A 22,219-nucleotide genomic window follows, 5' to 3' on the forward strand; every position below is an offset into this window, starting at 1 on the left:
GACTCAGAGGGGATCGTTCGGACCCGGTTCATCCGGAGTCGAAAGGAGCGTCACCAGTTTGTCGACGTGCTGATGCAGCAACTTCACATGCTTGTCGATCTGTTCGAGACGGCCGGAAAGGTCCGCCTTCGCCGCTTCGCTCATGCGGTCGGAGGCGATGAGTTCATCGGCCTTGGGCAGCATTGGCTCGACTTGCAGCAAACCTAGCTGGCGTTCCAGCCGACGCAAATCCTGCGACAGCAGTTCGCGATTCTTTCGAAACAAAAGATCGCGACGATTGGCTTCCGCCTGCTGCTGTGCGAGATCGGCCACGCGGCGCGTTGCTTCCGTTTGCGACAGCAGCGGATCGGGACCGCGCAACACGGAACGCTTGGGCGCGGGATGCGCCGTGCCGCGGAACACCGCGACGGGCGCTTCCTCGTCGAGCGCGCGTTGCACGCCGGAAGGCACTTCGGCGGGGTTGCGGCGCTCGTCCATCCAGTGCGGCGGCAAGCCCGTCACGAGCTCGATACCGCGCACGAATTCCTCGTTGAAGTCGCGCTGACCCGCGACGATGAGCTTCATCAGCGAAGGCGAGAAGCTCATCATCCGCGCGAGTCGCGCAGCGCCGCCCGGCGAACCCACCAGAACATTCAGGTTGGCTCGCCAGACGACGAATAGCGTTTCATCGAAATCTTCCATGAAAGGGCTCCCGGCTGACCGATGCACCCAAAGGCGCATGTCGACAATGCGCGCGTTCGAGTCGCGCGCCAGCGCTTCCGGCTTGCGCTTCTTGCGTCCGTGCGCCGTGGGGCGCGCTTCACCTGCAGATTCATACCGCATCAAACACCATACTACCTTGATCGGCAAGCCCGGCGGACATAAGGGTCCGCGCTAATGGCGCCGGTGATTACGACTGGAACACGACAGGCCACGCAAAGAGCGCTTGCCAACCCGTCGCGGCCACTATATTAAGGCTCGTTGCGCAAATAGCCCACCTTGCTCGGATCGAGCATGCGCCAGGTCACGACAAGCGAGATGGCGCACATGGCGGTGACATACCAATAGAACGCCGATTCGCTGCCCGCCGACTTCAGCCACAACGCCACATATTCCGCCGATCCGCCGAACACCGCATTAGCGACGGCGTACGACAGCCCGACGCCCAGCGCGCGCACTTCGGGCGGAAACATCTCCGCCTTGATGAGACCGCTGATCGACGTATAAAAGCTGACAATGGCAAGCGCGGCCACGACCAGAACGAACGCCATGAACGGGCTCGTCACGTCGCGCAACGCGTGCAGCAGCGGCACCGTGCAGAGCGTGGCGAGCGCGCCGAACCAAAGCATCGACTGACGACGCCCGATGCGGTCCGACAGCGCGCCGAAAAGCGGCTGCATGATCATGTAGACGAACAATGCGCCCGTCATCACGTTACTGGCCGTCTTGGCGTGCATGCCCGCCGTATTGACCAGATATTTCTGCATGTACGTGGTGAACGTATAAAAGATCAGCGATCCGCCCGCCGTGAAGCCGACCACGGTCATGAACGCGCCCTTGTGCTGCATCAGGCCGCGCAAAGTGCCCGCTTCCTTGCGTTGCCGCGATTCGGCGGTCGTGGTTTCTTCGAGCGAACGACGCAGAAAAAGCGAGATCAGCGCCGCGCAAGCGCCGACGAAAAACGGCACGCGCCAGCCCCACGCCTTGAGCTCTTCTGTCGAGAGAAACATCTGAAGGATGACCAGCACGAGCAGCGCGGCCAGCTGCCCGCCGATCAGCGTCACATATTGAAACGATGCGAAGAAACCGCGACGGCCGCGCAGCGCCACCTCGCTCATATAGGTTGCGCTCGTGCCGTACTCGCCGCCGACTGACAAGCCCTGGAAGAGCCGCGCGATCAGCAGAAAGAACGGCGCCCACGCGCCGATGCTCGAATACGTCGGCAGAAAGGTGATGACGAGCGAGCCGCCGCACATCATTAGCACGGAAATCATCATTGCGTTGCGGCGGCCGTGTTTGTCGGCGATACGGCCGAAGAGCCACCCGCCGATCGGGCGCATGAGAAAGCCCGCCGCGAACACGCCAGCGGTATTCAACAATTGCGTGGTCGGATTGCCGCTCGGGAAGAAGGCCGCCGAGAAATACAGCGCAAGGAACGAATAGATATAGAAGTCGAACCATTCGACGAGATTGCCCGACGATGCCCCGACGATCGCGAATACGCGGCGACGGGTATCTTCAGCGGTGTAGGCGGGAATGTCGTTCATGGGTAGTCTGTTCCTGGTCTCGGCGTTTGATCGGCCGGCTCGACACTGCCGGGGCGAATCGCTCTGCGGCGTTCGGGCGCAAGTTTATACGACGATTCGCGGAAAAGCGCGCAAAGATGATTGTGATTTCCCCAATGCGGCGCGCGACAAAGGCGGCATCCATCTTTATGCTTTCAGCCGACGCGGCTTGTCGCCAAAGCCTTCGCGCGGCTTACGCCATTTGCATGTTTCCCGGCGTGGCCACGGATTAGGGAATTTCCCTTATCGAACACGGCGCCGCGGATTTATCGATAAAGTCTCGCTCGTCCATCATTGGAGTTTCGTATGAACATGCCGCGCCTTATCGTGCTGAACGACGCGTTGGCGTCGAAATTCGCGCAAGTCGCGCTGGGTCATCTCACGCGCGAGTATCCCAACAAGCTCGATCACGTCATGGCGAGCGCAGCGGACGTGCAAAGCCCGCGCGCGCTGCATCCCGTCTTCTATGGCAGCTTCGACTGGCATTCGTGCGTGCATGGCTATTGGCTGCTTGCGCGTCTCGTCGACCGCTTTCCCGCGCTACCCGAAGCCGCGCGCATTCGCTCGGTCATCGACGAACATTTCACCGATGCCAACGTCGCCGCCGAAGTCGCCTACCTCGAACGCCCGGCGGCGCGCGGTTTCGAACGGCCCTACGGCTGGGCGTGGCTGCTCGCGCTCGCGGGCCAATTGCGCTCGATGCACACCGAGGAAGGCGCGCGCTGGGCCCGTACGCTGCAACCGCTTGCGGATGCCTTCGTCGCGCGCTTCGTCGAATTCCTGCCGAAGTCGACGTATCCGCTGCGAGTCGGCACGCATTTCAACATGGCGTTCGCGCTGACGCTGGCGCTCGGTTATGCACGTGTGGTTCGTGATGGCGATTTCGAGCGCCTTCTCGTCGATACGGCCACGCGCTGGTTCGCCAATGACGAAGCCTGTCAGGCGTGGGAACCGGCCGGCGACGAATTCCTCTCGCCGTCGCTGATGGAGGCCGTGCTGATGCGCCACGTGTTGCCCGATGCATCGTTCAACGGCTGGCTCGAACGCTTCTTGCCGCGTCTTGCCGTGCGCGAACCCGCGACGCTCTTCGTGCCGGCCACCGTCACCGATCGCAGCGACGGCAAGCTCGCGCATCTCGACGGCCTGAACCTGAGCCGCGCGTGGTGTCAGCGGACCATCGCGCGGGCGCTGCCTGCGGGCGATGCGCGCATCGGCGTGCTCGACGCGAGCGCCGACGAGCATCTGGCGGCGGGCATCGCGCACGTGGCGGGCGACTACATGGGCGAACATTGGCTCGCCACGTTTGCGTTGCTGGCGCTGGAAGCGTGACGCGCCGAGCGCCACGCTGAATCAGACGCGCGGCTGGAACGCGATGACCGCCATTCCCGCGAGCGCAATGACCGCGCCCGTCACGTCCCACATCGTCGGCCGGATGCGATCCACGGCCCACAGCCATGCGATCGCCACACCGATATACACGCCGCCATACGCCGCATAGACACGCCCTGCAGCCGCATCGTGCAGCGTGAGGAGCCACGCGAACAACGCAAGCGAAAGCGCGCCGGGCACGATTAGCCAGGGCGAGCCATCGAGCTTCAGCCATCGATACGGAAAGTAGCAACCGGCGATCTCCGCGATGGCCGTCACGGCATAAAGCAGAAGAGTTTTCATGGACAGTCGGGCAGCGGGTTCGACGCGCATTATCGGCTGCTTCGGCAGCAAGCGTCGCCCTGACACGGCACAATGACGCCTCTTGCTCACCTCGCCCTGCAATTGAACGCTCCCGACACTATCGAGCATCCATCCGCCGTGCCGGTGCACTGGCACAAGCGCGTGCTGACGCTCGCGTTTCCCATCGTCCTCGCAAATCTTACGCAGCCGATTCTAGGCGCGGTCGATACCGCCGTCGCCGGTCATCTCGACGGACCGCAATATATTGGCGGCGTCGCGCTCGGCGGGCTCGTGTTCAGCTTCGTGTTCTGGAGCTTCGGCTTTTTGCGCATGGGCACGACGGGCCTCGTCGCGCAGGCGTTCGGTGCGAACGATGCGCTTGCCCTGCGCGCAAGCGTATTGCGGGCGATGCTGCTCGCGCTCTTCATCGGCATGGCGGTGCTGGCATTACAGGTGCCGATCATCCGTTATGCGCTCGCCGCGCTCGGCGGTAGCGCGGCTGTCCAGAGCACGGCCAGCGCCTACTGCCATGCGCGCATCTGGGCCGCGCCCTTCGCGCTTGGCAACTACGTCGTGCTCGGGATGTTGCTCGGCTGCCAGCGCGTGCGGCTCGCGCTCGTCACGCAAGTGTTCATCAACGTGGTCAATATCGTGGCGGTCCTGCTATTCGTGTATCGCTTCGGCTGGGGTATTTCGGGCATCGGTGCGGCCACGGCAGCTGCGGATTTTTTCGGCTTCGCGCTCGGTCTTGCGATTCTCTGGCGTTTGCGTCCACATGGACTTCCGGCGCTCGCGCTGCGCGCGCTGCTGGACGCGCGCGCGATGAAGCGCCTCGTCGCGCTCAATCGCGACATCTTCATTCGCACGCTGTGCCTGCTCGGATCGTATGGATGGTTCGCCCACATGGGCGCGCGTCAAGGCGATGCGATCCTCGCGGCCAACGCCGTCCTGCTCAACTTCCAGACCTTCATGGCCTTCGGACTCGATGGCTTCGCGCACGCCGCCGAAGCGCTGGTCGGCGCGGCCACGGGCGCGCGCGACCGCCACGCGTTTCGCCAGGCCGTGAAGGTGACGATGCTGTGGTCGGTGATCGGCGCGGCGGGCTTTTCGCTCGTTTATTGGCTCGCGGGCGAGTGCATCATCGGCCAGCTCACGGATCAGCGGGACGTGCGTGCCGCCGCGCTGCGCTTCTTGCCTTGGGCCGTGGTGATGCCGCTTGCATCGGTCATCAGCTTTCAGCTCGATGGCGTGTTTATCGGCGCGACGCGCACGCGGGAGTTGATGGTGTCGACGGCTGTATCGCTTGGCATCTTTCTATTTGCCGCGTGGTTGCTGAACGGCTGGTTCGGCAACCACGGATTGTGGCTCGCGCTCGCCATCTTGATGATCGCGCGCGCCGTTACGTTGCTGGTGCAGTTGCCCGCGATCGAGCGGAGATCGTGCGTGGATTGACGCGGAGTGGATGGCCTGACTCAATCCGCCTTCGCATTCAACGCCGCCATGCCCTCCAACAACGCCTTGTGAAACGCCACCGGGTCCTGCATCTGCGGCGCATGACCGAGCTCGGCAAACTCGACGAGCTTCGCGCCCTCGATCCGCTGCTGTGCAAGCTTCGCCAGCTCAGGATATCGGCCCAGCGTCGGGCGAATCTCCGGCGGCGCCAGATCCTTGCCGATGGCCGTCGTGTCCTTATCGCCGATCATCAGCAGCGTCGGGGTTCGTAACTGATCGAACTCATAGACGACAGGCTGCGTATAGATCATGTCGTACAGCAACGCCGAGTTCCACGCGACCGCATCTTTCCCCGGTCCGCGATACATTCCCGCAAGCATCTGCACCCACGGTTCGTAGTCCGCGCTCCAATGCCCCGCGTAATACGTGCTGGTCTCGTAGCTGCGGATGCTGTCGGCCGTGGTCTTGAGCTCGCGCGCATACCAGTCGTCGATGGAAATGGACGGCACGCCCTTCGCCTTCCAGTCTTCCAGACCAATGGGATTCACGAGCACGAGTTGCTCGGTCTCGCGCGGGTACATCAGCGCATAACGCACCGCGATCATGCCGCCCGTCGAATGCGCGATCAACGTGGGATGCGTGACGCCAAGCGCCGCAAGCAGCGCATGCGTATTGCGCGCGAGCTGCTGGAAGCTGTACTGATAACGCGTTGGTTTGGTGGACTTGCAAAAGCCGATCTGGTCCGGCGCGACCACGCGATACCCGGCTTCGCTCAAGGTATCGATGGTCTTTTTCCACGTCGCCGCGCAGAAGTTCTTGCCATGCAGAAGCACGGCCGTGCGGCCATTGGGATGCGCGGGATGCACATCCATATAGGCCATCTGGACGACCTGCCGTTGCGACGAAATGGAGAACCGCGCGACCGGATAAGGATAGTCGAAGCCTTGCAGTTCAGGTCCGTATGCTGGGCCATCGTTGGCGGGCGCGTCTTGCGCGTGAGCCTGGCTCGCGGTGAACATCGTGCAACACGAGACGAGCGACAGCAGCAGGTTTCGCGCGATATCAAGCTTGCGGCGCTTGGCGTTCATTGGCTTCCTTCCATTCGTTTCGATGCGGCCTTCGCCTACGGCGCGGCCCGAGCCGACGCATTCTAGCGTGGATGAATTTTCTCCGTTCCATGTGCACCGCACTGCCTTATACTCTGCGGCCTCGATTCGCCCGGCTTAAGCCGAACGGCTGACCATCAGGCGGCGAGTTCTCACGCATCAGCACGGATCTTCATACTCAGCATGCAAGTACGCATCAAGGCATTCGTCGTCGCGCTTCTAGGCGCCGCGTCGGTCGCGGCGGTCGCGAGCGACTGTCCGCAGTTCAGTCCGGGCGGCCGCGCGCCCGTCGTCGTCAATCAGAAGATGCGCGCGTCCACGCAGGAAATCTGCTATACCGATTTCGCTCTGCTGCATTCCGGCGTCACGCACGGGCCGCTCTGGTCGGCGGAGCATTTGACCGCGCAGAGCGTCGATGACGCGAAGAACAACACGCGCACCAATCGCTTTTTCGTCGACAAGCGGCTGCCGGCCGGCGACAGCGCGCAACTCGACGACTACAAAAGGAGCGGCTACGATCGCGGCCACATGAGCCCGGCGGGCGATCGAGCCAGCAAGCAAGGCATGGCCGAATCGTTCTCGCTTGCGAACATCGTGCCGCAGGATCCGTCGAACAACCGGCGCATCTGGTCGCGCATCGAGCAAGCGGTACGCAGGCTGACCGAAGAATCCGGCGATGCCTATGTCGTGACCGGCCCGCTGTTTTCAGGGCGGCAGTTGCAGACCATCGGCGAGTCGCGCGTGTTCGTGCCGACGCAGTTGTACAAGGTGGTCTATCTGCCGAAGCGGCAAATCGCGTTCGTGGTCGTCGTCGATAATGTGCCGACCAATACCTATACGATGAAAACCGTGCGCGAACTGGAAGCCATGAGCGGTCTCGCGTTTCCCGGCATCCCCGATGCACTGAAAGACAAACGAATTGGAGGACTGAGCGGTGTTTAAACCATTTGCCAACGATACCGACGTGATGAACATCGCGGGCGACGCGATCAACATCCAGAACGGCACGACGCGTGTGTCGGTGAGCGGCGACCTCACCATCGCACGCGATCAGGCGGGGCTCGCCGCCGCGCAGGCGTTGTACAAGGCGCTCGGGGCTATCGTCGATGTTCTTCAAAAAGACAAGGCGCTGCCCGCGAAGCTTGCCGACGAGCCGACCGCGCCCGGCGGCACGGCGGATAATCCGTTCATCTGAAACGGGACGCGAGAAGACGCGACGTGATCGAAAGCCACGTTAGCCCGAGCCCGCTCGGGCCCATTTTGTTTCGCGCGGAAGGCGATTGCCTGACCGGGCTTTTCTTTGTCGGGCAGAAGTATTGCCCGGACAGTTTATCGCACGAGCCACGCGCATCGGCGCGCGTGCCGCGCGTGATCGCCGAGGCGCGCGAGCAAGTCGACGAATATTTCGGTGGCGCGCGCGAGGTGTTTTCGGTGGCGCTGCGGCTCGACGGTACCGCGTTCCAAAAACAAGTCTGGGACACGCTGCGTCAGATTCCTTTCGGCGAAGCCTGGACTTACGGCGATCTCGCACGCCGTCTTGGCTTGCCCGCAGGCGCATCGCGCGCGGTCGGCGGCGCGAATGGGCGCAATCCGGTGTCGATCATCGTGCCATGTCATCGCGTGATCGGCGGCGATGGCGAACTCACAGGTTACGCGGGCGGCGTTGCGCGCAAGCGTCACCTGCTGACGCTGGAAGGCGGACGCGGGCGCGAGCAACTGCTGTTGTTCTGATCCTTCCGGCGCGTATCGACGAAAAAAAGCTCGCGGTCCTTTCGGCTCGCGAGCTTTTTTCTTCGACAGCGTCTAGCTTACGGATTGAGCGTCACTTCCACACGGCGATTCTCGGCGCGACCCTGACTCGTCGCGTTCGATGCCACTGGAACAGACTTGCCGAAGCCCTTCATGGAGAACTCGTTCGCCTTCAGACCGTGGCTCTTGAGGTATTCGAGCACCGACTCCGCGCGACGCTGGGACAACGCCAGGTTATACGGCGCGGAGCCAACAGAGTCCGTATGTCCTTCGATGCTGACAGACGAAAACGTCGTGCCGCGTCCTTCCGAGATGATCTGATCGAGCGAGGCTTTGGCCTTCGGCGTCAACTGGGCGCTGTTGAAGTCGAAGTTCGTCTTTTCGTCGAGGGAAATCTTGCGTGCGGCCGGCGCGACCGGCGCGACGGTCGCCGTATCCACCACCGCTGGCGGCACGGGTTCCGCAGCCGCCGGCTGCACGGGCTGTGCCGGTGCACCGCAGACAAAAATCAGCTCGGAGACATTGTCCGGTGTCTTCGTTCCTGCAACGTTCTGGAGCGGGTTCACCGGCTGGTTGCCGCAAGCCTTCTGCGCGGCGGCCATGCATTGGCTGCCGCCTTCGAACAAGCCGTAGCATTCGGCGCGGAAAGCCTTTTGGCCGTTCGACGTCTGAATTTCGCTGAGATTGAACGTGGGACTGGACGCAAGACTGGTCGCAGGACTGGACGTGGACGAGCAAGCGGCAAGAACGGCGACGCTCGCGAGAATAGTGGCAATGGTCTTGTTGAACATATTGAATGAGTAAGCAGAGCGCCTGTTGGCAATTGACGGGATTTCCGCTTATTTCAGCGCCTGAATTGCGAAAGCGCGAATAAGCCCGTTTTGAGAAATAGATGAAGTTCGGTATCGCGATCTTGAAACGACCGAAAGCCGCCGCGATTCTAGCAACGGCTTAAGAACTTACCGCAGGGACAATTCCCAAAAATCGACATCCCGCTTCGCATCTCATTAATCACCGAAGCGTGCGCCATCTGAACGACTGTTGCGACCATCGACGTCATGCAATTCGGCGACATTTTGCCGGCAAGTTGCTCAATTCGGATTACGCATCCAGCTTAATGCGTATCTGATTATGGTCAGAGAATCCAATTAATTCCAGAACAACCTGCGCGCTCTACTCTTCCAAATCAAATCATTTGCGCGTGATCGAATCGCGTTTGTGCCACTCGCGAATCGCCGTTGTAGCGTTCGGGCTTATTGGGCGAAAAGATGCGCGAATCCACGGGTTTTGCCGGCAGGCGCGAGAAGATTTCCTTGTCCGCGTGAAAATTGAACGGAGCTGCCGAAAGAATGCGCGAATCGGGCAACCGTTCGCCGGCATTCGCGCATGAAACTGAAATCGGAAACGAAGAGACGAGACAAAACGCGAGCGTGACGATGCTTGAAAGCGAGTTCGGACGGGACATGGCTGACCTGAAATGAAACGGCGCGTAACGCCTGGAACAGAAAAGGCCTCGATCCATCTTCGGCCCTCGTTAATGCATGGATGCCATTTCAACAGGGCCAAGCGTCATCGCCCATGAGAAGGTTCTCAATTTCGTCCTATTTTTGGGATGCACTCCCGAGAAGACGAGCGGGCGTGAAAAATGCGGACGAGTAGAGTTCAAACCTTTAGCGCCACCCTTTTTGCAGGAACGGGAATCCAACGCGCGCCTCTGCCCATCGATGGGTTGCCATCCAGCGCCAAGGCGGACGGGCTTTCACAACCGATGGAAGATCCCATTGTTGCTCGGAGTCAGCCATAATTCGCGTTCGCTCAAACGGATCGCCAAGTAAAACGAACACTCCATGACCCAAGACGACAAGCTCCCCACCGTTTCGCCCCGACAGCCCATACCCAACGACGGCAACGTCACGACTGGCGTGGCAGGTCTGGACGAGATTCTGGGCGGCGGTCTCGCCGAAGGTGGTTTGTACATGATCGAAGGCATGGCTGGCGCGGGAAAGACGATCCTTTCGTCGCAGATCGGTTTTCATCGCGTGGGCCAGGGCGACATGGTGCTATACATCACGCTGATCGCCGAATCGCACACGAAGCTGCTGTCGCACCTCCGGGCAATGTCGTTCTACGACGCCGACGCCATCTCCGAACGCATGCTGTTCGTGAGCGGTTACCACGAACTGATACGCGACGGCCTGTCCGGCTTTCTCTCGCTCATCGCGGCGACCATCCGCACGAGCCGCCCGCGTTTCATGGTCATCGACGGCTTTCGCAGCGCCCGCGAATTCAGTTCGACCGAACTCGAACTCTCGCAATTCATCCACGAGTTGTCAGCCTTCGTGAGCGCCGCGCGCTGCACGACGCTCATTCTCGCGCCGCTTTCCGGCAACGAGCCGCATCCCGAGCACACATTGGTCGATGGCTTGATCGAGCTGAACCGCTACAACACCGGAATGCGCCGCGCACGGGAAATCGAAGTGCATAAGCTGCGCGCGCGTGATCATCTGCTCGGCAAGCATTTCTTCAAGATCACGCCGGACGGACTCGTGACTTTCCCGCGACTCGAAGCATCGTCGGCGAATGCGCAGGACGTGCCGGACTTCGAAAGCCGTCTTGCCTTCGGTTTCCCCGATTTCGATCAGATGCTCGGCGGCGGCGTGGTGCGCGGTTCGACCACCACGTTTATCGGGCCCTCGGGCGTCGGCAAAACGCTGCTCGCGCTCAAGTTTTTGCAGGCGGGCGTGGCGCGCGGCGAGCAGTGCGTCTACTTCGGGCTTTACGAGTCGCCGGAGCGGCTGATCGCGAAGGCGGCGTCGGTCGGCATCGACCTGAAAGACGCTGTCGATAGCGGCCGCTTGCTACTGGAATGGCATCCCGCCGTGGAACTCGCCATCGACGAACTTGCCTCGGAACTGATTGCGTCGATCCAGCGCTCGAAGGCGTCGCGGCTCGTGGTGGATGGCGTCGACGGCTTCTTTCAGTCGGCCAACCGCACCGAGCGCCTCGGGCTATTCTTGAACGCGCTCACGCACCGTCTGCGCGAAGCCGGCGTCACCACGCTCGTGACGGAAGAGTTGCCGCTCTACGGCGATTCGACGACGCCGACCACCTTGCGGGCGTCCGCGATGACCGAAAACATCGTGCTCCTGCGCTATGTCGAGGCAAACTCGTCGCTGTATCGCATGGTGTCGGTGGTCAAACAGCGCGAAGGTTCGCACGATACGGCGATCCGCCGTCTCACGATCGATTCGCGCGGATTGCATATCAGCGAAGGGTTCATCGGCTCGACGGGTCTGCTGTCCGGACATCCGTCGTTGGCGCCTGCGCTTTCTGTGTCGGACCCCGGCCAGCGAGCATGAAAAAAATCCTCGTCGTCGACGACGAATTCGACATCCTCACAACCTGGCGCCTCATTCTCGAGATGGAAGGCTACGAAGTGACGACCGCGTCGAACGGGCGCGTGGCGCTCGAATCCGCGCGCGCGAATCCGCCCGACCTCGTCATCACCGACTGGATGATGCCGCACATGGACGGCGTTGCCTTCATCCGCGAACTGGCGGCGAACGACTCGCTCGCACAGGTCCCCGTGATTCTCATGAGCGCGGCGGCGCATGCGCCCACGCTGGAACACGCCAACGCGCAGTTCCGCCGCAAGCCGCTTTCCATCGACGATTTGCTCGATCTGGTTAAACATAAACTCGGCGAAGCCTGACCTTGGGCACGAAGCGTGCTCCTTGTTTCACTCGGACGTTGCCGGGATGCCGCAAGATCAGCCCGCTGCAACATTGACCATAACCGCTACAGACGAGAAGGGAGGCACCATGGTGCAGGATCAAGTGGAAGGCGCGGCGCAACAGGTCGTGGGCAAGGTGCAGGATGCGGTTGGCGCGCTTACGGGCGACTCGGAAACGCAAGTGGCCGGCAAGACGCGGCAGGCGCTCGGCTCGCTGCAGCAGAGCTACGGTGAGACCGTGGATCAATTGCGCGTGGCGGTGGCGAGTCAGCCGATCAACGGTTTGCTGATCGCGGCGACCGTGGGCTTCGTGCTCGGCGCGCTGTGGAATCGCGATCGTTGAGACATCGACGCGCGGCGCCATCTCGCATGGCGCCAGGCGTGAAAAAACGGCAAAGTCCGCAAGTCGGCTTTGCCGTTTTTCATTGCACGATGCTCACACCGCTCACACCGCTTCAGGCCGCGAGCGTGTTCGCCAGAGTACCGATTCCGCGAATCGTCACTTCCACGCGCGCGCCGTCCTTGATCGATCCCACGCCGATCGACGTACCGCACGCGATGACATCGCCGGGAACGAGCGTCATGTCGTGCGACAGCAGGCTAACCTGCTCGGCGGGCGAAAAGATCATGTCGTCGAGCGGATAATTTTGACGCTCGACGCCGTCCAGCGTCGTGACCACGTGGGCCGCGCGCCAGTCGAAGCCGTTGCCTGGCGTGACGATGGCGGGCCCGAGACACGTGAAGGTATCGAAGCCCTTCGAGCGGCACCATTGCGCGAAGTTGGGATCTTCCTGCAAGAGTTCGATGGCGGTGACATCGTTCACGCACGTATAGCCGAAAATGGCCGCCTCGGCCTCTTCCACCGACGCGCCCGAAACCGTCTTGCCGATCACGATTCCCAGTTCACCCTCGTACGCAATCTTGCCGTGATAACTTTTCGGCCGCTTGATCAACTCGTTCGGCCCGATCACGGACATTGGCGGCTTGATCAGAAAGAGCGGATGCGCAGGTGGCGCCTTGTCGAGCTTCTGCGACAGCGCGTAGTAGTTGTTCCACAACGCGATGACCTTGCTCGGTTCGCAAGGCGCGAGCAGGGTGAGGTCGTCGGCGGCGAAGGAAATGTCGGTCGGACGTGCTTGCCCGAACAATGCGCCGTCGTGCTGCACGACGCGGCCGGAGTGCGGATCGAGCGTGCCGAAGCCAATACGGCCGTCGGCATCGCGAAAACGAATCCAGGTGGTCACTATGAAGGTCCGTGTGATTAGGAAGGGGCGCCGCGGGGCACCTAAGCGCCCCGCTTTGCTCAGATCAATCCCGCGCCGCGCGCCCACTTATATTTCGCCCCGAGCACCGCCACTGGCAATTCGGTCGAATACGCATAGGCCGGCACGCCATGCGCGTATAGATACTCCGCCGCCTCCTCCACTTGCACGTCGCCCGCGAGCGACGCCACGATCGGCTTTTCGATACCGCGCGCCTTCATCTCCTCCTTCACTTCGATCACGAGCTTCGCGAAGACCATCGGCGGCGTGATGATGGTATGCCAGTAGCCGAGGATGATCGAATGGACGCGTTCGTCTTCTAGACCCAGCTTGATCGTGTTCTTATAGGTCGTCGGCGGCTCGCCGCCCGTGATGTCCACCGGATTGCCCGCCGCGCCGAACGGCGGAATGAACTTGCGGAATGCGGCGTCGAGATCCTCGGGCATGGTCATGAGCGACAGGCCGTTGTCCACGCACGCGTCCGAGAGCAACACGCCCGAGCCGCCCGCGCCCGTGATGATGACCGTGTTCTCGCCCTTGGGCGTCGGCAATTTGGGAATGCCGCGCGCGAACTCCAGTAAATCGCGCAGCGACCGCGCACGGATCACGCCGCATTGCTGAAACACGTCTTCGTAGATCTTGTCGTTGCCCGCGAGCGCGCCGGTGTGCGAACTGGCCGCACGCGCGCCGAGACTCGTGCGTCCAGCCTTCAGCACGACGACCGGCTTTTTCTTCGATACGCGCTTCGCGGCTTCGGCGAACGCGCGGCCATCTTTCAAGTCCTCGCAGTGTTGCGCGATGATCTCGGTGTTGTCGTCCTGCTCGAAAAACGTAAGCAGGTCGTCTTCATCGATGTCCGACTTGTTGCCGAGCCCGACGATTGCCGAGACGCCCATCTTCGCCGAACGCGAAAAGCCGATGATCGCCATGCCAATGCCGCCGGATTGCGACGACAGCGCCGCCTTGCCCTTCACGTCATACGGCGTGCAGAAGGTCGCGCAGAGATTCTTGGGCGTGTAGTAAAAGCCGTAGATGTTCGGGCCCATCATGCGAATGTCATATTGACGCGCAATCCGCACGAGTTCCTCCTGGCCTTCGTGATTGCCCGTCTCCGCGAAGCCCGACGGAATCAGCACCGCGCCGGGAATCTGCTTCTCGCCGACTTCGACGAGCGCCTGCGCGACGAACTTCGCGGGAATGGCGAACACCGCGACATCGATCACGCCGGGCACGTCCTTCACGCTCTTGTACGCCTTGTGGCCCATGATCTCGTCGGCTTTCGGATGGATCGGATAGATCGCGCCCTGGTAGCCGCCGTTGATGAGGTTCTTCATCACCGAATTGCCGATCTTGCCGTCCTCGTTCGACGCGCCAATCACGGCGAGTGCGTCTGGCTTCATGATGCGGTTCATCTGCGCGACGATCTGCTCCTGCGTCGGCCGGTAACGCGGCGCGGCAGGCTCGAAGTCCATCACGATGCGCACGTCCGCCGCCACCGCGCCGCTCGGGCTCGCGAAAACCGGGTTCAGGTCCATCTCCGAGATTTGCGGGAAGTCGTCGATGAGGCGCGACACGCGCTCGATCAGCGTGACGAGACTCTCGCGATGCACCGGCTCCGCTCCCCGCACGCCGCGCAGCACTTCAGCCGCCTGAATGCCGTCGAGCATGGAGGCGGCTTCGTCTCGCGTGACGGGCGCGAGCCGGAAGGTCACGTCCTTCAGCACTTCGACGAGCACGCCGCCTAGCCCGAACGCGATCAGCTTGCCGAACGAAGGATCGGTCACCGCGCCGATGATCACTTCCTGTCCCGCGCCGACCATCTGCTGAACTTGCACGCCGAGGACCGTGGCGTCCGCGTCGTAGTTCTTCGCGTTCTCGAGGATCGTCGCGAAGCCGGCTTTGACATCGGCTTCGTTCTTCACGCCGACGAGCACGCCGCCCGCTTCCGTCTTGTGCAGAATCTCCGGCGAGACGATTTTCAGCACCACCGGAAAGCCGATGAACGACGCGAGTTTCGCCGCATCGTCCGCGCTCGTCGCGACGCCTTCCCGCGGCACGGCGATGCCGTATGCATCGCAGACGAGCTTGCCTTCCGGCGCCGTGAGCGACGTGCGCCCTTCCGCCTTCACGCGATCGAACACTTCCGCCACGCGGCGTTTCGCATCGGCTGCATGCAGCGGAATAGCGTTCGCGACTTGCGTCGAAGAGTCATTGCGTTCCTGCACAACGGTGCTGTTCATCTGACTTGTCTCCGTTCGTATGGACGTGCCACTCCACGCCGCATCACGAGGAGGCGGCGCGACAGGCATCGAATGAGGCGTTTAGATTGCGCCGAGGCTTCTCAGCGTCGCGATCTGATCGGGCGAGTAGCCGAGTTCGGCCATGACTTCGTCGGTGTGTTCGCCAAGCAGCGGCGAGCGCACGACTTCAGTCGGACTATCCGACAGTTTGATCGGATTGCCGACCGTCAGATACTTGCCGCGCACCGGATGATCCACTTCGACGACGGTGCCGGTTTTTCTGAGCGACGGCTCTTCGGCGATTTCCTTCATCGAGAGAATCGGGCCGCACGGAATGTCGTGTTTGTTGAGAATTTCCATGGCCTGGAACTTGGTCTTCGACATGGTCCAGCGCTCGATCTCCGCGAAGATGTCCTTCAGATGCGGCAGGCGCGCGTTGGCCGTCTTGTAATCAGGATGGTCGATCCACTCTTCCTTGCCGATCACCTTGCAGATTTCGCCCCAGACCGGCGCCTGCGTGATGAAGTAGATATACGCGTTCGGGTCCGTCTCCCAACCCTTGCACTTGAGAATCCAGCCCGGCTGGCCGCCGCCCGAGGCGTTGCCCGCGCGCGGCACCGCCTCACCGAATGTGCCGTTCGGATACTGCGGATATTCCTTCATCGTGCCGGTACGTTCGAGCCGTTGTTGATCGCGCAGTTTCACGCGGCACAGGTTCAGCACGCCGTCCTGCATCGCCGCGAGCACGCGCTGGCCGCGCCCTGTTGCATTGCGCTGATACAGCGCCGTGACGATCCCGAGTGCGAGGTGCAAGCCCGTGCCCGAGTCGCCAATCTGCGCGCCGGTGACGACCGGCGGGCCATCGTCGAAACCCGTCGTCGATGCCGCGCCGCCCGCGCATTGCGCCACATTCTCGTACACCTTGCAGTCTTCGTACGGTCCGGGCCCAAAGCCCTTGACCGACGCCACGATCATCTTCGGGTTCAGCTCCTGAATGCGCTCCCACGTAAAGCCCATGCGATCGAGCGCGCCCGGCGCGAAGTTCTCGACCAGCACGTCGCACTTCTTGACGAGCGTTTCGAGCACCTTCTTGCCTTCGGGATTCTTCGTATCGATGGTGATCGAACGCTTGTTGTGGTTGAGCATCGTGAAGTAGAGGCTGTCGGCGTCGGGGATATCGCGCAACTGCTCGCGCGTGATGTCTCCGGCGCCCGCGCGCTCCACCTTGATGACGTCCGCGCCGAACCACGCGAGCAACTGCGTGCAGGTCGGCCCAGACTGAACGTGCGTGAAATCGAGGATGCGCACGCCATCCAGTGCCTTGCCCGAATTATTCATGGCTGTCTCCCAATGTCTTCAGTGGCTTGTCAGTGGCTTTATTTGTACATCGTTTGAGCCATCGTGCCGGGGGCGTACACGGTCGGATCGACCCAGATGTTGACGACCGCGCTCTTGCCCGTCTTGGCGATCGATTCCCGCGCACGCTGCAACGCGCCCGCGATCTTCGAGGCCTCGTACACTTCCTCGCCATAGCCGCCGAGCATTTCGGCGAAGCGGCCATACGGCACGTCCGAGAGCAAATTGCCGACGTTGCCGCGCTCCTGACCGTACTTGGCGAGCTGGCCGTAGCGGATCTGGTTCATCGCCGAGTTATTGCCGATGACGGCGAGATACGGCACGCCGAAGCGATTCGCGGTTTCCATGTCGAACGAAGTCATGGAGAAAGCGCCGTCGCCGTAGTAGCAGAGTACCTCCTTTTCGGGGTTCGCAAGACCCGCCGCGATGGCGAAGCCCGTGCCGACGCCGAGCGAACCAAGCGCGCCGGGGTCCATCCACTGACCCGGACGGCGCGGACGCACGGCCTGCGCGGAAATGGTCACGACGTCGCCGCCATCGCCGATATAGATCGTGTCGTCCGATAGAAACTGGTTGATCTCGTGCGCGACGCGGTACGGATGAATCGGGCTCGCGTCCGACGTGAAGAGCGGCATCAGCTTGGCCGTCGCGGTTTCTTCCGCCGCCGCGAGTTCGCGCATCCACGCCTGACGGCTCTGGCGCTTGTCGTTCTTGAAGCGTCCGCTCGCCGCTTGCAGCACCGCACCGAGGATCGCGCCCGGGTCGCCTACGAGCCCGAGATCGATATCGCGGTTCTTGCCGACCGTGCGGTAATCCATGTCGATCTGCACGAGCTTCAGATCGCGGCTGATGCGCTTGCCGTAACCCATGCGGAAGTCGAATGGCGTGCCGACGATCACGATCACATCGGCCTTCGCGAAGGCTTGCGAACGCGTACGGTCGAAGTGATGCGGGTCGCCCGGCGGCAAGAGGCCGCGGCTCGCCCCGTTGAAGTAGCCGGGAACGTCGAGGCCGCGCAACAGCGCGATGGCTTCTTCGTGACCGCGCGCGGTCCACACTTGCTGGCCGTAGAGAATCGCGGGACGCTCGGCGTCGACCAGCAGGTCGGCCAGCCTCTCGATATCGAGCGGATCGCCCACCGATTTCGTCGATGCGCGATACCGTCCCGGCTGCGGAATCACGGCCTTGGAGACATCGATTTCGCGGTCGAGCACATCGCGCGGAATCTCCAGGTACGCCGGGCCGGGCGCGCCGTTGAAGGCTTCACGCGCGGCCATCGAGATCATGTCGGCGATGCGTTCGGTGCTCGGCACGGTGGCGGCGAACTTGGTGATCGGCGCCATCATGTCGACGTGCGGCAGGTCTTGCAGCGAGCCCATCTTGTGCTGCGTCAACGCGCCCTGCCCGCCGATATGGATGATCGGGCTTTCCGAGCGAAACGCCGTGGCGACACCTGTCACCGCGTTGGTACAGCCGGGGCCGGCCGTGGTGACGACGCAACCGAGCTTGCCGGTCTGACGCGCGTAGCCATCGGCGGCGTGGGCGGCGACCTGTTCGTGACGGACATCGATGATGCGAATGCCTTCATCGACGCAGCCATCGTAGATATCGATGATATGACCGCCGCACAGCGTGAAGATGGTATCGACGCCTTCGTTCTTGAGCGCTCGGGCGACCAAATGGCCGCCCGAGACGACACCCGCGCCGCGTGTTTTTTGTTTGAGCGTGTCATCCGCGGTGGTGGTGGCGGGAGCGACTTCCGGACGGCTGCTGACGACTTCGGACATTGTTTGTCTCCTCCTCGAAGGGGGTTGTGTTCAAGGCTTCCGTGACGTCGCGCTGCCGTCCGGTTGCTGTGATATACAATATTCCACACACAGTATTAGTCAAGTGTCGAGCGATGGCGAAAACCCTGTGATGCAATGCGTCATCACTTCTTAGCGCTTCCACAGCTTCTTAAGCGCGTATTTCGTGCTGCAGAGCATCAACGAAACAGCGTGAAATCCTGTCGTGATATGTGATATATCATATTTCAACGCACCGTCGCAGTCGCTGAAGCCCGGTTGCGCTCAGAGAACCGACGACTAGGGAGACACGATGAATATCCACGAATATCAGGCGAAGGCGCTGCTGCGGAAGTACGGCGTCGCCGTACCGCAAGGCCAGGTTGCCTTCTCCGCGATCGACGCGGCCAACGCGGCGCGCGCCCTCGGCGGCCCGGTCTGGGTCGTGAAATCGCAGATTCATGCGGGCGGACGCGGCGCGGGCCGCTTCGCCAACGATCCCGACGGCAAAGGCGGCGTGCGCGTCGTCAAATCTGTCGACGAGGTGCAAGAAAACGCGCAGCAGATGCTCGCGTCGGTGCTCGTGACCAAGCAAACCGGCGCTGCGGGTAAGGAAGTGAAACGGCTTTATATCGAGGAAGGCTGCGACATCGCACGCGAGCTCTACCTCGGCATGCTGGTGGATCGCGCCACGTCGCGCATCACGATCATGGCGTCGACCGAAGGCGGAATGGAGATCGAGGAAGTGGCGCATCGCACGCCGGAGAAAATTCTCAAGGTGTCGATCGATCCGGCGACGGGTCTCCAGCCGTTTCACACACGCGAAGTCGCGTTCGGGCTAGGCTTGAGCGGCAAGCAAGTGGCGGCGGCATCGAAGTTCATCGCGGCGCTTTATCAGGCGTTCGTCGATCTGGATGCCTCCATCGTGGAAGTGAATCCGCTCGTCGTCACCGGTTCCGGCGATGTCATCGCGCTCGATGCCAAGCTCAATTTCGACGACAACGCTTTGTATCGGCATCCCGATATCGAAGCATTGCGCGACGAAGACGAGGAAGATGCCGCCGAAATCGAAGCCGCGAAACACGGCCTCAATTACGTGAAGCTCGACGGCAACATCGGCTGCATGGTGAACGGCGCGGGCCTCGCCATGGCGACCATGGACATCATCAAGCTCTACGGCGGCGAGCCCGCCAACTTCCTCGACGTGGGCGGCGGCGCGACCCAGGAACGCGTCGCGACCGCGTTCAAGCTGATTCTGCGCGACCCCAAAGTGCAAGGCATTCTCGTCAACATCTTCGGCGGCATCATGCGCTGCGACGTGATCGCGGAAGGCGTGGTCGCGGCCGCGCGCGAGATCGACCTGCGCGTGCCGCTCGTCGTGCGCCTTGCCGGCACGAACGTCGACGCGGGCCGCGAGATTCTGCGCAACTCCGGCCTCACCATCATCCCCGCTGAAAATCTCGCCGATGCCGCCGACAAGATCGTCGGCGCCGTCGCCGCTGCCCATCACTGACGAGGAAGCCGACAATGAGCGTTCTGATCGATAGCAATACCAGGGTCATTTGCCAAGGCTTCACCGGCGCGCAGGGCACGTTCCATTCCGAGCAGGCGATTGCGTACGGCACGCGCATGGTTGGCGGCGTGACGCCGGGCAAGGGCGGCACGACGCATCTCGACCTGCCCGTGTTCGATACCGTCGCCGACGCGGTCGCGAAAACCGGCGCGGATGCATCCGTCATCTACGTGCCGCCGCCCTTCGCCGCCGATGCCATCCTCGAAGCCATCGACGCGGAGGTGCCGTTCATCGTCTGTATCACCGAAGGCATTCCGGTACTCGACATGCTGCGCGTGAAGCGCGCGCTCACCGGCTCGCGCAGCCGGCTCGTCGGGCCGAATTGTCCGGGCGTCATCACGCCGGGGCAATGCAAGATCGGAATCATGCCGGGGCATATTCATCGGCCGGGGAAAATAGGCGTGGTGTCGCGCTCGGGCACGCTCACTTATGAAGCCGTCGCGCAGACCACCGCTGCGGGGCTCGGGCAGACGACCTGCATCGGCATTGGCGGCGATCCGGTGAATGGAACGAATTTCATCGATTGCCTCGCGCTCTTTCTCGAAGACGACGCGACTGAAGGCATCATCATGATCGGCGAGATCGGTGGATCGGCGGAGGAAGAAGCCGCGCAGTTTCTGAAGGACGCGAACACGAAGAAGCCGGTGGTCGGGTTTATCGCCGGCACGAGCGCGCCGCCGGGACGCCGCATGGGGCACGCGGGCGCGATTATTTCGGGCGGCTCGGGCACGGCAAGCGCGAAGATCGACGCAATGAAGTCAGCGGGCATTCTTGTCGCCGATTCCCCCGCCGCGCTCGGTGAAACGATGCTTCACGCGATGCGGTGAGCAAGGGCGCCATGAGGAATTGAGTGGCTCCCCCGGCGCGGCGAGATAGTCGGACAGCCGTCGTCAATCCTGTCAGCGTGCAGACGCGCGCGAGCCACCGGCAGCGGGTAACGCAGTCTCGGCTGTGCAGGATAAAAAAAGGCCGCGTGACGTTAATCGTCACGCGGCCTTTGTCAATCTGCCTGCCAGCTTTCAGTTCGGACTCAATCGAGAAAGTCGCAATTTGCCTCGACGAACGCGGCGAGATCCAGCGAATGCTGCTTCACCAGCCGCTCGACCAGTTCCGTGTCGCGCTTCTCGAGCGCCTCGATGATCCGCATGTGATCGACGATCGAGCGCGACGCGCGGTCGCTCTGCGAGATCGTCATCTTGCGAATGGCGCGCACGTGCACGAAGATGTTCTTGATCGTGTCGAAGATGATCTGCGACTTCGACAGCCGCACGATAGCCTGATGAAACGCGATATTCGCTTCCGAATATTCGTCGATGTGCTCCGCCGGCGTGGCGTCGCGGAAGTTGTCGAACATGTGGCGCAACTGCGCGATTTCCTCGTCCGACGCGCGCTGCGTGGCAAGGCGCGCCGCCATGCTTTCCAGCGCCGCCCACATGTGGATCATCTCGACGATCTCGCGCTTGGTCTTGCGCAAGATATAGACGCCTCGACGCGGCACGGTTCGCAGAAAGCCTTCCTGCTCCAGCAGCGTCATGGCTTCGCGAATGGGCGTGCGGCTTACGCCCAGTGCTTCGGTCAGTTCTTTTTCGTCGAGACGGATCTCTTCCCGCGAACGGTAGATGTCCGCTTCCGCTATTGCCTGCCGCAGCTTCGCGTACGCCTGATCGCGCAGCGAAACCGTGGCATTGATCGGCTCGAGCGACAGCGTAAGGCCGCTTGGGCGAACGTCCGGCCGGTCTACGGATTGAGTATCAGATGGCATTGATGACTTGAGTTCCCATGTGCGGGCGGGAAGCATCGACACGCTTGCCCGAACCGCCGTTCTGGTCGTCCGCCGCGAGACCGGCAAACCGACCGTGATCCTGTGCGCGCTGCAGCATGTCCTGCGGCACCGCCGACGCAATCATAAACGTAACGCCCACACCCACAGCAACCAGCGCAAATCCGATGACAACCAACAAGGCGATGCTCATTTCAGGCTCCGGTTAATCTTCAAGAGCCCTCAGTATATGTTGCGTTGCAATACATT

22 protein-coding genes are annotated in these 22,219 nt (G+C 62.1%); 11 read left to right on the top strand and 11 right to left on the bottom strand.

Annotated elements, in window-relative coordinates; translation table 11 throughout:
* Positions 1 to 3: 3 nt before the first annotated feature.
* Together NCT03_RS20255 and NCT03_RS20260 are read right to left on the bottom strand one after the other, a co-directional pair.
* Positions 4 to 681: a hypothetical protein gene (locus NCT03_RS20255; protein WP_250467421.1), complete on the bottom strand. Its 678-nt coding sequence runs from the start codon at positions 679 to 681 to the stop codon at positions 4 to 6.
* Positions 682 to 950: 269 nt separating this feature from the next.
* Complete coding sequence (locus NCT03_RS20260) at positions 951 to 2,246, bottom strand: MFS family transporter (protein WP_244829262.1); 1,296 nt, start codon at positions 2,244 to 2,246, stop codon at positions 951 to 953.
* Here NCT03_RS20260 and NCT03_RS20265 point away from each other — a divergent pair.
* The gene (locus tag NCT03_RS20265; protein ID WP_250493626.1) at positions 2,245 to 2,574 is read left to right on the top strand and encodes a hypothetical protein; all 330 of its coding nucleotides are present in this window, start codon (positions 2,245 to 2,247) and stop codon (positions 2,572 to 2,574) included. The genes NCT03_RS20260 and NCT03_RS20265 overlap by 2 nt on opposite strands.
* A 2-nt stretch (positions 2,575 to 2,576) precedes the next feature.
* A complete protein-coding gene (locus NCT03_RS20270; RefSeq protein WP_404989437.1) occupies positions 2,577 to 3,593 on the top strand; it encodes a DUF2891 domain-containing protein in 1,017 nt (338 codons plus the stop codon).
* Positions 3,594 to 3,614: 21 nt separating this feature from the next.
* Here the strand turns inward: NCT03_RS20270 and NCT03_RS20275 are convergent, their stop codons facing one another.
* Positions 3,615 to 3,935 carry a YnfA family protein gene (locus NCT03_RS20275; protein ID WP_250493627.1) on the bottom strand — a complete coding sequence of 107 codons (321 nt, stop codon included), beginning with the start codon at positions 3,933 to 3,935 and terminating at the stop codon, positions 3,615 to 3,617.
* Between the two features lie 72 nt (positions 3,936 to 4,007).
* On the opposite strand from NCT03_RS20275, the gene NCT03_RS20280 reads away from it, so the two are divergent.
* Positions 4,008 to 5,387, top strand: coding sequence for an MATE family efflux transporter (locus tag NCT03_RS20280; protein ID WP_250493628.1), 1,380 nt, complete (start codon positions 4,008 to 4,010; stop codon positions 5,385 to 5,387).
* A gap of 20 nt (positions 5,388 to 5,407) precedes the next feature.
* Here NCT03_RS20280 and NCT03_RS20285 read toward each other — a convergent pair whose 3' ends face one another.
* Positions 5,408 to 6,475 carry an alpha/beta fold hydrolase gene (locus NCT03_RS20285; protein ID WP_502800395.1) on the bottom strand — a complete coding sequence of 356 codons (1,068 nt, stop codon included), beginning with the start codon at positions 6,473 to 6,475 and terminating at the stop codon, positions 5,408 to 5,410.
* A gap of 201 nt (positions 6,476 to 6,676) precedes the next feature.
* On the opposite strand from NCT03_RS20285, the gene NCT03_RS20290 reads away from it, so the two are divergent.
* The 3 genes from NCT03_RS20290 to NCT03_RS20300 are packed head-to-tail and all read left to right on the top strand — an operon-like array spanning position 6,677 to position 8,224.
* The gene (locus NCT03_RS20290; protein ID WP_250493629.1) at positions 6,677 to 7,435 is read left to right on the top strand and encodes a DNA/RNA non-specific endonuclease; all 759 of its coding nucleotides are present in this window, start codon (positions 6,677 to 6,679) and stop codon (positions 7,433 to 7,435) included.
* The gene (locus tag NCT03_RS20295; RefSeq protein WP_250467427.1) at positions 7,428 to 7,688 is read left to right on the top strand and encodes a hypothetical protein; all 261 of its coding nucleotides are present in this window, start codon (positions 7,428 to 7,430) and stop codon (positions 7,686 to 7,688) included. Before NCT03_RS20290 ends, NCT03_RS20295 begins: the two co-directional genes overlap by 8 nt.
* 23 nt (positions 7,689 to 7,711) lie before the next feature.
* Complete coding sequence (locus NCT03_RS20300; protein ID WP_250493630.1) at positions 7,712 to 8,224, top strand: methylated-DNA--[protein]-cysteine S-methyltransferase; 513 nt, start codon at positions 7,712 to 7,714, stop codon at positions 8,222 to 8,224.
* Positions 8,225 to 8,301: 77 nt separating this feature from the next.
* On the opposite strand, the gene NCT03_RS20305 is transcribed toward NCT03_RS20300, so the two are convergent.
* Positions 8,302 to 9,033 (bottom strand): OmpA family protein, encoded by a 732-nt coding sequence (locus NCT03_RS20305; protein ID WP_250493631.1) that lies wholly within the window; start codon positions 9,031 to 9,033, stop codon positions 8,302 to 8,304.
* Between the two features lie 1,056 nt (positions 9,034 to 10,089).
* Here NCT03_RS20305 and NCT03_RS20310 point away from each other — a divergent pair.
* The 3 genes from NCT03_RS20310 to NCT03_RS20320 all read left to right on the top strand — a co-directional run bounded on the left by NCT03_RS20310 (position 10,090) and on the right by NCT03_RS20320 (position 12,318).
* Entirely contained in the window at positions 10,090 to 11,601 is a 1,512-nt protein-coding gene (locus NCT03_RS20310) for an ATPase domain-containing protein (protein ID WP_250493632.1), read from the top strand.
* Positions 11,598 to 11,954 carry a response regulator gene (locus tag NCT03_RS20315; protein WP_244829252.1) on the top strand — a complete coding sequence of 119 codons (357 nt, stop codon included), beginning with the start codon at positions 11,598 to 11,600 and terminating at the stop codon, positions 11,952 to 11,954. Before NCT03_RS20310 ends, NCT03_RS20315 begins: the two co-directional genes overlap by 4 nt.
* A gap of 109 nt (positions 11,955 to 12,063) precedes the next feature.
* Positions 12,064 to 12,318 (top strand): CsbD family protein, encoded by a 255-nt coding sequence (locus NCT03_RS20320; RefSeq protein WP_244829251.1) that lies wholly within the window; start codon positions 12,064 to 12,066, stop codon positions 12,316 to 12,318.
* A gap of 112 nt (positions 12,319 to 12,430) precedes the next feature.
* Here NCT03_RS20320 and NCT03_RS20325 read toward each other — a convergent pair whose 3' ends face one another.
* From NCT03_RS20325 to NCT03_RS20340, 4 genes are all read right to left on the bottom strand, one after another.
* Positions 12,431 to 13,219 (bottom strand): fumarylacetoacetate hydrolase family protein, encoded by a 789-nt coding sequence (locus NCT03_RS20325; protein WP_250493633.1) that lies wholly within the window; start codon positions 13,217 to 13,219, stop codon positions 12,431 to 12,433.
* Between the two features lie 59 nt (positions 13,220 to 13,278).
* A complete protein-coding gene (locus NCT03_RS20330; protein ID WP_250493634.1) occupies positions 13,279 to 15,477 on the bottom strand; it encodes an acetate--CoA ligase family protein in 2,199 nt (732 codons plus the stop codon).
* 81 nt (positions 15,478 to 15,558) lie between these two features.
* Positions 15,559 to 16,815, bottom strand: a complete 1,257-nt coding sequence (frc, locus tag NCT03_RS20335) for a formyl-CoA transferase (RefSeq protein ID WP_244829248.1) — start codon at positions 16,813 to 16,815, stop codon at positions 15,559 to 15,561.
* A gap of 38 nt (positions 16,816 to 16,853) precedes the next feature.
* A complete protein-coding gene (locus tag NCT03_RS20340) occupies positions 16,854 to 18,620 on the bottom strand; it encodes a thiamine pyrophosphate-binding protein (protein WP_250493635.1) in 1,767 nt (588 codons plus the stop codon).
* A 310-nt stretch (positions 18,621 to 18,930) separates the two neighbouring features.
* Here NCT03_RS20340 and sucC point away from each other — a divergent pair, with 310 nt between their 5' ends.
* The gene (sucC, locus tag NCT03_RS20345) at positions 18,931 to 20,130 is read left to right on the top strand and encodes an ADP-forming succinate--CoA ligase subunit beta (protein WP_250493636.1); all 1,200 of its coding nucleotides are present in this window, start codon (positions 18,931 to 18,933) and stop codon (positions 20,128 to 20,130) included.
* Between the two features lie 14 nt (positions 20,131 to 20,144).
* A complete protein-coding gene (gene sucD, locus NCT03_RS20350) occupies positions 20,145 to 21,017 on the top strand; it encodes a succinate--CoA ligase subunit alpha (protein WP_250493637.1) in 873 nt (290 codons plus the stop codon).
* A gap of 203 nt (positions 21,018 to 21,220) precedes the next feature.
* Here sucD and NCT03_RS20355 read toward each other — a convergent pair whose 3' ends face one another.
* Together NCT03_RS20355 and NCT03_RS20360 are read right to left on the bottom strand one after the other, a co-directional pair.
* Entirely contained in the window at positions 21,221 to 21,952 is a 732-nt protein-coding gene (locus tag NCT03_RS20355; protein ID WP_244829245.1) for a GntR family transcriptional regulator, read from the bottom strand.
* A complete protein-coding gene (locus NCT03_RS20360; RefSeq protein ID WP_244829244.1) occupies positions 21,942 to 22,163 on the bottom strand; it encodes a hypothetical protein in 222 nt (73 codons plus the stop codon). The genes NCT03_RS20355 and NCT03_RS20360 overlap by 11 nt, the downstream gene beginning before the upstream one ends.
* Positions 22,164 to 22,219: the final 56 nt, after the last annotated feature.

Origin of the sequence: Caballeronia sp. GAWG1-1 (assembly GCF_023631465.1) — a bacterium.
Lineage (GTDB): Bacteria > Pseudomonadota > Gammaproteobacteria > Burkholderiales > Burkholderiaceae > Caballeronia.

Excerpts from the sequence above, each read along its gene's own strand:
- NCT03_RS20255 (WP_250467421.1), bottom strand. The coding sequence starts at position 681 with ATGGAAGATTTCGATGAAACGCTATTCGTCGTCTGGCGAGCCAACCTG.
- NCT03_RS20265 (WP_250493626.1), top strand. The coding sequence starts at position 2,245 with ATGGGTAGTCTGTTCCTGGTCTCGGCGTTTGATCGGCCGGCTCGACAC.
- NCT03_RS20260 (WP_244829262.1), bottom strand. The coding sequence starts at position 2,246 with ATGAACGACATTCCCGCCTACACCGCTGAAGATACCCGTCGCCGCGTA.
- NCT03_RS20270 (WP_404989437.1), top strand. The coding sequence starts at position 2,577 with ATGCCGCGCCTTATCGTGCTGAACGACGCGTTGGCGTCGAAATTCGCG.
- NCT03_RS20275 (WP_250493627.1), bottom strand. The coding sequence starts at position 3,935 with ATGAAAACTCTTCTGCTTTATGCCGTGACGGCCATCGCGGAGATCGCC.
- NCT03_RS20280 (WP_250493628.1), top strand. The coding sequence starts at position 4,008 with ATGACGCCTCTTGCTCACCTCGCCCTGCAATTGAACGCTCCCGACACT.
- NCT03_RS20285 (WP_502800395.1), bottom strand. The coding sequence starts at position 6,475 with ATGAACGCCAAGCGCCGCAAGCTTGATATCGCGCGAAACCTGCTGCTG.
- NCT03_RS20290 (WP_250493629.1), top strand. The coding sequence starts at position 6,677 with ATGCAAGTACGCATCAAGGCATTCGTCGTCGCGCTTCTAGGCGCCGCG.
- NCT03_RS20305 (WP_250493631.1), bottom strand. The coding sequence starts at position 9,033 with ATGTTCAACAAGACCATTGCCACTATTCTCGCGAGCGTCGCCGTTCTT.
- NCT03_RS20310 (WP_250493632.1), top strand. The coding sequence starts at position 10,090 with ATGACCCAAGACGACAAGCTCCCCACCGTTTCGCCCCGACAGCCCATA.
- NCT03_RS20315 (WP_244829252.1), top strand. The coding sequence starts at position 11,598 with ATGAAAAAAATCCTCGTCGTCGACGACGAATTCGACATCCTCACAACC.
- NCT03_RS20320 (WP_244829251.1), top strand. The coding sequence starts at position 12,064 with ATGGTGCAGGATCAAGTGGAAGGCGCGGCGCAACAGGTCGTGGGCAAG.
- NCT03_RS20330 (WP_250493634.1), bottom strand. The coding sequence starts at position 15,477 with ATGAACAGCACCGTTGTGCAGGAACGCAATGACTCTTCGACGCAAGTC.
- frc (WP_244829248.1), bottom strand. The coding sequence starts at position 16,815 with ATGAATAATTCGGGCAAGGCACTGGATGGCGTGCGCATCCTCGATTTC.
- NCT03_RS20340 (WP_250493635.1), bottom strand. The coding sequence starts at position 18,620 with ATGTCCGAAGTCGTCAGCAGCCGTCCGGAAGTCGCTCCCGCCACCACC.
- sucC (WP_250493636.1), top strand. The coding sequence starts at position 18,931 with ATGAATATCCACGAATATCAGGCGAAGGCGCTGCTGCGGAAGTACGGC.
- sucD (WP_250493637.1), top strand. The coding sequence starts at position 20,145 with ATGAGCGTTCTGATCGATAGCAATACCAGGGTCATTTGCCAAGGCTTC.
- NCT03_RS20355 (WP_244829245.1), bottom strand. The coding sequence starts at position 21,952 with ATGCCATCTGATACTCAATCCGTAGACCGGCCGGACGTTCGCCCAAGC.
- NCT03_RS20360 (WP_244829244.1), bottom strand. The coding sequence starts at position 22,163 with ATGAGCATCGCCTTGTTGGTTGTCATCGGATTTGCGCTGGTTGCTGTG.